The following is an 8,682-nucleotide window of genomic DNA, read 5'->3' as shown; positions in this document are numbered from 1 at the left end:
ACTTTCAATTTTTTGTTCGTTGCTTTCGTACGCCACAGTAGGTTGGTTTTTTTGTTAAGACTTCATTAAAAACAATGATACACAAATATATAATTACTTTTCAATTACCAAAATTTTTAAAGAAAAGTCGAAAAATAAACCGCTTTTTAAATTTTTCTTATCAAACGAAAGCGCTTTTTATAGAAATAAATTTAATTGTTACAGCTATAGAATGGTTATTCAACATCGTTGTGTCACACCCTGCAACTATTTTTTCTTTAATGATCTTTCCTCGTTATTTCCCTTTAAAAAAGACGATCTGTTCAACTGGATTTGCGGCTTTTATAGCTGCACACCAAATAAAAGTACAAGAGTGCGACGCAAGAAAAGCAACATAGAAGTACTATGACGGGCACAAAAACTTTACTGAAAATAATTGGCCGTGCTACAGCCACTAAAAGGCCCGAATTATAAGTGTAATTAAGTAAATGCTTGCACAGTTTGCATTTTGTAGAGCTCAGAATAATAGCCATTTTTGATCATTAACTGATCGTGGGTTCCCTGCTCTGTTATCTTTCCATCTTCAAGCACTACGATGTTATCAAAATGTAGTAGCGTAAATATCCGGTGCGTTATTATAATTGCAGTCTTGTCTTGCAGGTATTGATACAAATTTGAAATAATGGTATTTTCAGTAGCTGTATCTACTGCACTCAGGCAGTCGTCGAAAACTACAATTTCCGGTTGTTTAATTAATCCACGTGCTATAGATAATCTTTGTTTTTGCCCGCCACTAAGGGTTACGCCTCTCTCTCCTACCATTGTTTCGTAGCCCTCAGCAAATTGCATTATTTCGGTTTCAACGCTTGCCTGCCGGGCTGCCTTGCTTATTACCTCGCGGGGATGATTAATTGCCTCGAGGCCGAAACTAATGTTGTTAGCTACTGTGTCGCTAAAAAGAAAAACATCCTGCGGAACATAACTTATTTGCTCTCTTAAATTTCTGATAGAATAAGATTCTATAGGAAGATCGCCAATAGTAATACTGCCCTTTTGAGGATTATAAAAGCGCAGTAATAATTGTGCAATAGTCGACTTGCCAGAGCCTGTTTTTCCAAGGATTAATACTTTTTCTCCTGTTTTTATCTTTAATGAAAAATCTTTAATGGCATGAATGCCGGTATGCGGATAAATAAAATCGACGTTGTTGAAAACGATGTCTCCTTTCACTTGCTCAATTGCATTGCCTTTATCTGCTATAGTCGGCTCTGTTTGCAAAAACTCGTTAAGCCTTTTCTGCGATGCTGACGCTCTTTGTATCATACTTGCCACCCACCCAATTGCGCTTACCGGAAACTGCAACATGTTGATGTAAATAACAAACTCCACAATCACTCCCACTTTTGTGGTATCATTCAAGGCTTGTATTCCGCCAATTACAATCGTTATCAGCGTACTCAGTCCAATCATCAAAGCCATGCTTGGAAAATAAATAGACTCCACTTTTGCCAAACCTATTGCGTTGTTTTTATAGTCCTCACTATTTTTTTCAAAAAAGCCATACATCGCTTTTTCCTGCACAAAAGATTTTATAACCCTTATTCCCGAATAGCTCTCTTGTGCGTTCGTTGTCAGGTCAGACAGCAACGACTGAATCTTTTCACTCCTTTTGTAAATGATTTGGTTAACAATATAAATTGTAGCAGCAAGAATGGGTAACGGAGCTAAAACATAAAGAGTAAGCATTGGATCTTTTCTAACCATATTTACAACACAAAACGCAATCAGAGAAAGCAGGTTGATCAGATACATTATCGCCGGCCCTGTATAACTTCTAACGCGACTAACATCTTCGGTTATTCGGTTCATCATATCACCGGTACTATGTGTTTTGTAAAAATTAGTATCCAGTAACTGGTAATGAGCAAATACTTCGTTTTTTTGGTCGTATTCAATGTGCCGGCTCATAACTATAATTGTCTGCCTCATTAAAAACATCAATAGTCCCCTTGCAAGAGCGAGAAGCAATATAGTTACGCTACAAATTGTAACAAGCTTGACAAAGTTGCCTCGGACAGGATCAAGAGCTGCTATAAACCACTCAACCAAGGGATCATTGAAGGCATGGGTAGCAGCGGGTTTGGCATTAGGCAGACGTTGCTGCACCAGGTTCACTACGTAGCTGGTTACCTGGGGGGCAAGTACCGCAAAGTAATTGGACGCCGCTATAAATAAAATTCCTGCAAGAAATCTGAACTTATATTTCCAGAAATATTTGTTAACTGCCGCAAGATTTTTCAAACCAGAACAATTTTTTGCAAAGGTAGGTCATGTTGCTTCTTAGAGAATTATAAGAGAAGGCTATAAAAAGAAGTTTCTGAATTTTAGCTTTCTGTGTTTTTATACTCAATACCATCCTATTCAAAGAAACCTTTTGCAGCAAAGCTGTCTTTCAAAACATCCGACCTGCTTTTGCTGAGCGAATCCCAAATCGTCGCGGCTTAAAACTAGTTTGCAGGTCCGACAACCAAAAACGGCATACCCGCCCGTGTTGGTCGCTGACCCCGTGCCGCCATTGGGATACCCCCTTTCACTTCACAAATGCATTATAGCTTTCTTACATAACTTTGCAAAAACCGAAATATTATGAAGGCATTTATAGGAATGGGGTTATTAGGTTCAAATTTCGTTAAAGCAATGCTGCAAAAAGGCGAAACATTGCACGTCTGGAATCGAACTACAGAAAAAGCAACAGCGCTGGAGGCTTATGGAGCAAAAGCTTTTGACAATGTAAACCAGGCTGTACAAGACGCCGATGTTATACATGTAACACTCAAGGATGACGCTACTGTAAATGAAGTACTCGAAAAGGCAAGTGAAGGATTTAAGCTTGGCGCAACCATCATCGATCACACTACCACCTCCGCCAAAGGAGCTATTGAAAGAACAGCGAGCTGGAAAAGCAAAGGCTTTACTTATTTGCATGCTCCTGTTTTTATGGGGCCTCAAAATGCGTTCGAAAGCAGCGGCTTTATGTTGGTATCGGGTGACCAACAGGCCATCGAAAAGATGGAGGCTCATTTGTCAAAAATGACAGGAAAGCTCCTCAACTTTGGACCTGAAGAAGGTAAGGCAGCAGGCATCAAGCTAACAGGCAATTTATTTTTGCTAAGCCTTACAGCCGGGCTTTCAGACGCCCTGGCACTTGCTAAAGCTCAGGGTATAAAAGCCGAAGAAATTCTCAATCTTTTTAGCAGTTGGAATCCGGGGGCAGCAGCTCCTGCCAGGTTAAAGAAAATCTCGGAAGGCAAATTCAATGAACCTTCATGGGAATTAAATATGGCTCGCAAAGATGCGGGACTAATGCTGAGCGCTGCAAAAGAAGCCGGAGCAAGTTTGGCAATAATACCCGCTATTGCCAATGTAATGGATCAATGGATAGCTAAAGGACATGGCAGCGACGACTGGAGTGTAATTGCAAAGGACAGTATTTAACTTCTCACTCTTAAATATTACCCGAGCTTTATTTTTTTAGATTGTAAGAAGCATAACAGAAAAATTGTTAAAAGGAACGACAACAGCACGTTCCTTTTTTTTTTGCCGCTATCCCTCTTACTTCCATCTTGTTACCCACTAAAGCAGCTATTTTTTCTAGTTCCATACAAAATTCCCCCCTTCCCTTTCTAAAGCTATATTTTCTCGTATTAAACACTTCCGTACTCATCAGGTATAAATATTGCTTGAGGTAGAAAAAATTGAATGGAATGGCGCTATTAGGTGGAGTAATTAAAAAAGCAATTGATTTTAACGGATTAATAAGTCGTGACGTAAATCCCGTAAAAGCACAAAAGGCGGTCCTTTTACAGCTTCTGAAGAAAGCCAAACTAACCGCCTTTGGTATGCATTACGAGTTTAAGGAAATACTTGAAAGTACTGACCCCGTTCGCGCCTTCCAGAAAAAGGTACCGGTCTACGACTACGATGCGTTGTACGATGAATGGTGGAACTACTTACTAAAGGGGCACCAGAATATTACATGGCCTGGCGGACAGAAATACTTTGCACTCAGCAGCGGTACAACAAGTAATAAAAAGTACATTCCGGTAACAGCCGATATGATCAGCGCAATCAAAAAGTCGGGCATGCAACAAGTGCTAAGCCTGAAAAATTTCGATTTGCCAGCCGACTTTTTTGAAAAGCAAATTCTTATGCTTGGCAGCAGCACTACTTTAATAGAAGAGACCGACCATTTTGAAGGTGAAATCAGCGGCATTAGTGCGGCCAACATTCCAGGATGGTTTAGCAAATTTTATAAGCCAGGCGCTGACATAGCATCGATAGAGAACTGGGACGAAAAGGTCAGGAGAATTGCTGAGGAAGCTCCAACATGGGATATTGGCAGCATATCAGGAATTCCTTCGTGGGTAGAACTGATGCTAAAAGAAATTATCAGTCAAAACAATCTCAATACAATTCACGACATCTGGCCAAACCTACATGTTTACACTTCGGGTGGGGTGGCCTTTGAGCCATATAGAAAGAGCATGGAAAAATTATTGGGCCGGCCTCTCATCTATATTGACACCTATCTTGCCTCTGAGGGATACATGGCCACCCAAAAACGACCTGACACCAACGCTATGGCGCTGATTGTGGATAATGGTATTTTCTTCGAGTTTGTTCCTTTTGTTGCTGAAAATATCGACGACGAAGGACGGGTTAAGCAAGGTATAGAAGTACTTACACTAGAGCAGGCACAAGAAAATACTGAATATGTTCTACTTATTTCTACTGTTTCAGGAGCATGGAGATACATGATTGGCGATACGGTAATTATAACCGATAAGAAAAGATCCGAAATTCAAATTAGTGGTCGCACAAAACATTATTTGAATGTGGTTGGGGAGCAACTCTCGGTTCAGAAAATGAACATGGCAATAGAAAAATTGGAAAGTACTTTTGATATGGAGGTTAAAGAATTCGTAGCCTCTACGGTTTTTGAAAATGACCAATATAAAATGAAGTTTATGATTGGAACAGACAAAGAAATTGATACCGCTAAAGCATCGGAAGTTATCGACACGGAATTAAGTGACAACAATAAAAACTATAAAGTAGCCAGAACGAAATCGCTGAAAGGTTTGGAAGTTGAGGCAGTTCCGGTAGAGCATTTTTATAGCTGGAGCGAAGAATTCAAAAAGTTGGGAGGACAGGCAAAAATCCCCAGAGTGATGAAAGAAAAGGACTTTAACGAATTCAGAAATTATGTGCTGCAGTTAGCTTAATACAATGAGAAGTATGGGATACCAGCCAATATTTTCATAGCATCATCGTTGCGTCGCAATCCTTTCATCAGTTGTACAATAAGGGGGCATAAAAGAAGGGGGGCGCCCCCACAATGAAGGCTATCTGGCAACCACCAACGGCATTGCAAATTGCGCTGTTCGTCGCTAACCAACAGCGCAATTTGCAATGCACAAAGCAAGGTGTAAACGTGCGCAAATTTGAGTAGCTTTATAAGGAAAGAATTTGGGCTTATGAAAAAGTCTTCTTCTCTACTTATAGCACTCTCGTTAGCTTTAGCGGCAGAATCGCAACCCGGCGATTGCACCCTTAAACCCCCACTTGTTACGATCAACTTTGGTACTGGCAACATTCACGATCTTAATAGTGACCTGACTTATAATTACGATCGTGTTTCAAGTTATTGCCCCACTGACGGACATTACACTTATACTTCCTATACCGGCGGCTGCTTTCGAAATGACTGGCACACCCTCTCCGAAGACCGGACACCAGGAGACGTAGATGGCAACATGATGCTGATTAATGCATCTAACAGTGGTGGCGCGTTTTTAAGCACTACCATCATCGGTTTAAAAAGTAGTACCATTTATGAGTTTTCATCGTGGATGATGAATGTTTGTAAAATCACGAAAAAATGTCCGTTTCCCTTGCTACCAACAATTATTGTACGGGTGGAAACCGTTGCCGGAAAATTGGTAGCACAATTTCGCACGGGCGAGCTCGTACGACGTGAAGCTCCCCAATGGACGCAATACCGTGCTTTTTTTACCACGCCGCCTTCCCGCATCCCGCTAATTCTAACCATGATTGACAGTTCTCCAGGTGGTTGCGGAAACGATTTTGCATTAGATGACATTACTTTCAGGGAATGTGTGAAACCAACCATTATTGCTGCTGCCCCGCCAAAGCAAATAGGCCCAACAAAAAAGCCGCCGGTGGCAGCAACACCTGTTGCAAAAAAAGCAATACCGAAACCGGGGAAAAAACAGGTTGAAATCGTTCAAATCATAAAGCCTCCAAAAGATGTAACGCTACAAGATGCTCCTGTTATTAAACAAAGAACGCCGGCTTTACCAACCGCTCCGCCTATACTTGCCAGCAGGTCTAACCCCACGATAAAACAAATTGAAACTGAAGCGGGGGAAATTAAGATTGAATTGTATGACAATGGTGATATCGACGGTGATACAGTTACTATTTATCATAACAACGCATTAATAATAGCAGGTGCCCGCCTTACTCAAAAGCCCTTAACGTTCAAAATTGCTGTTGATATCCAACATCCACACCACGAGCTTATTATGGTTGCCAATAACCTGGGTTCCATTCCTCCAAATACGTCTTTAATGGTTGTTACTGCAGGAGGCAAACGCTTTGAAATATTTATTTCATCAAACGAACAGAAAAATGCGAAAGTAGTTTTTGACCTAAAGAAATAACTGGTCTGTATAGATTAACAATCATTTATTCCTAATTTTTAATTCCCTTCTGCTAACCTCGAGGCATCTGTGTCCTCCGCCAAAGCAAGAATACTAAAGCAATTACAAGTATCTTACTGCAGCTTTTGAAGCAGCTTCTTTTCTTCCAATTGCCTCACCTGTTCTACAATAATGTCGGGTGACAGATACAGTCTCCTGATTTTATCTTTATACGCCTGTGGTAGTTCTGCGTGATCTAAAATAAAGCGTTTTGTCGCAACAATATAATTTCCCAAACCACGCTCAACCGCAAAAGAGTCAGCAAGCATTTCGGCATGTTTTACAAAAGAGGGGTGAAAATAATAGCGATAGCCAAACGAGATCAAACCCATATTACTTCTACCTTCATAGTCAAGAATATGTCCAAGCTCGTGACCTATCCATCCTATCATCACATCATCAGGTATCTCCGTAATAGGCATTTGCGATTTTAAAAGTTCGAAATGCTCGCTTATATTAATCCTGTAACGCCTGTTTTTCCTTCTATCCAATAACGTGGTAAAAACGGGTTGAGCCTGCATTACAGATGTTTTAATGCTCGTTTTGAAAATAAAGCTGATGGTGGTATTTTTCAATTCGGGGTAGAAAGAAAGGGCTTTAAGAACATTATTTTCAATCACAGCAGGTATCACCTTATTTTCCCTGAATTGCAAAAGCTCCGAAGCTTGCTGTCCGTAGGTATTGAATACTGGAGATATCATCATAAAAACTAAGAGCAACTTCATTAATGTAAAAATTCAAATAACCATTTAGTTCATGCTTTGTTCAGCTTAACGGTTGAAATAATTTGTTGGTAAAACCAGCAAAGTAACCAAAGAAAAATCAAGAAAGGAACGATAACACCCTGTTCCTTACATTTTACTAATGCGCCTTAGTGCTACTGTAACTTCCTAAATTATTTCTCATGCTTATTACTGCAACGGTTCACTTGCACCTTCAGCACTCACTTACAACTTCCTTTTATTTTTTCATCACTTGTTTTCCGTTGCTTAGCTTCCTTATATAAATTGCAGCCGCAAAGCTTATGAAGCACAATTACTACATCGCTGCCGACGAGCATTCCTTCAAGAATGAATCTTTCGACAACCTCCTTGCTGCAGGCTATTACCGTATGCAGCATATTATGTTTACGTGCAACGATACTGCATTAGGTGAAGATGGCCCTGTCATTCCTGTGTTTTGGTTACGCACTCTTGTAAAGCAGTGTAAGCTAAATAAGAGCGCAAATACGATTCTTAAAAAATGTTTGGGCTTTACAGTGAGTGTTCAAAAGGCTTATGTTGATGAGGAAATTGAAAGCTTGTATAGCCTTTATAAAAACCATGTACCCTTTTCTGTATCGTCCACCTGCGCAGATTATTTACACCAGGAAATTTTGCCTCAACCCTTCGACTCGATGATGGTGCAGGTGCGTGACCAGGAAAGGCTAATTGCAACAGGTTATTTTGACAGAGGACAGCACACCATTTCAGGCATTATGAACATTTATCATCCTGAATACAAACAATATAGCCTTGGAAAATTCCTGATACTACAGAAACTTCAATATGCGCTTTCACGAAACAAACTGCTTTATTACACCGGCTATCTCAGTACCGGAAGTACCCGCTTTGATTATAAAACTTTTCCTGACCCGGCTGCTGTTGAAGTGCTGCTTCCTGATAAGCAGCAATGGGTACCGTATCATTTATTAAGCAAAGCATTTTTATCGGAATATTATTTGAAGCATCTGGCAGAATAAGAGCGAAACGGGATCAATTGTGTGTGATTGTGTGTGTGTGTAAAACTACCGCACAATCACTACCTTTTAAAATGCGGGCTTTCAAATCCCAGTTTTTGTAAGCCTTGCTGTATTTCGGGGCAGCTCATAAAAAGTTTCCAAAGTAAGCCGGTGCGATAGTTTTCCATCATTACTACA

Annotated in this window: 7 protein-coding genes; 4 read left to right on the top strand and 3 right to left on the bottom strand. The window is 40.3% G+C overall.

Annotated features, from left to right (window positions below):
* Positions 1-459 precede the first annotated feature (459 nt).
* A complete protein-coding gene (locus JWR87_RS18700; protein WP_297823118.1) occupies positions 460-2,280 on the bottom strand; it encodes an ABC transporter ATP-binding protein in 1,821 nt (606 codons plus the stop codon).
* 345 nt (positions 2,281-2,625) lie between these two features.
* On the opposite strand from JWR87_RS18700, the gene JWR87_RS18695 reads away from it, so the two are divergent.
* The 3 genes from JWR87_RS18695 to JWR87_RS18685 all read left to right on the top strand — a co-directional run bounded on the left by JWR87_RS18695 (position 2,626) and on the right by JWR87_RS18685 (position 6,725).
* A complete protein-coding gene (locus tag JWR87_RS18695; protein ID WP_297823116.1) occupies positions 2,626-3,474 on the top strand; it encodes an NAD(P)-dependent oxidoreductase in 849 nt (282 codons plus the stop codon).
* 269 nt (positions 3,475-3,743) lie between these two features.
* Positions 3,744-5,264 carry a GH3 auxin-responsive promoter family protein gene (locus tag JWR87_RS18690; RefSeq protein WP_297823114.1) on the top strand — a complete coding sequence of 507 codons (1,521 nt, stop codon included), beginning with the start codon at positions 3,744-3,746 and terminating at the stop codon, positions 5,262-5,264.
* Between the two features lie 252 nt (positions 5,265-5,516).
* A complete protein-coding gene (locus JWR87_RS18685; RefSeq protein ID WP_297823113.1) occupies positions 5,517-6,725 on the top strand; it encodes a hypothetical protein in 1,209 nt (402 codons plus the stop codon).
* 113 nt (positions 6,726-6,838) lie between these two features.
* Here the strand turns inward: JWR87_RS18685 and JWR87_RS18680 are convergent, their stop codons facing one another.
* Positions 6,839-7,489 carry a hypothetical protein gene (locus JWR87_RS18680; protein WP_297823110.1) on the bottom strand — a complete coding sequence of 217 codons (651 nt, stop codon included), beginning with the start codon at positions 7,487-7,489 and terminating at the stop codon, positions 6,839-6,841.
* A 299-nt stretch (positions 7,490-7,788) separates the two neighbouring features.
* Here JWR87_RS18680 and JWR87_RS18675 point away from each other — a divergent pair, with 299 nt between their 5' ends.
* Complete coding sequence (locus JWR87_RS18675) at positions 7,789-8,505, top strand: GNAT family N-acetyltransferase (RefSeq protein ID WP_297823108.1); 717 nt, start codon at positions 7,789-7,791, stop codon at positions 8,503-8,505.
* 59 nt (positions 8,506-8,564) lie between these two features.
* Here the strand turns inward: JWR87_RS18675 and JWR87_RS18670 are convergent.
* Positions 8,565-8,682 (bottom strand): glucoamylase family protein (locus JWR87_RS18670; protein ID WP_297823120.1); only part of this gene is annotated, 118 nt, incomplete at its 5' end.

Origin of the sequence: Segetibacter sp. (assembly GCF_025963695.1) — a bacterium.
GTDB lineage: Bacteria > Bacteroidota > Bacteroidia > Chitinophagales > Chitinophagaceae > Segetibacter.
This window is presented reverse-complemented; position numbering and strand designations above follow the sequence as displayed.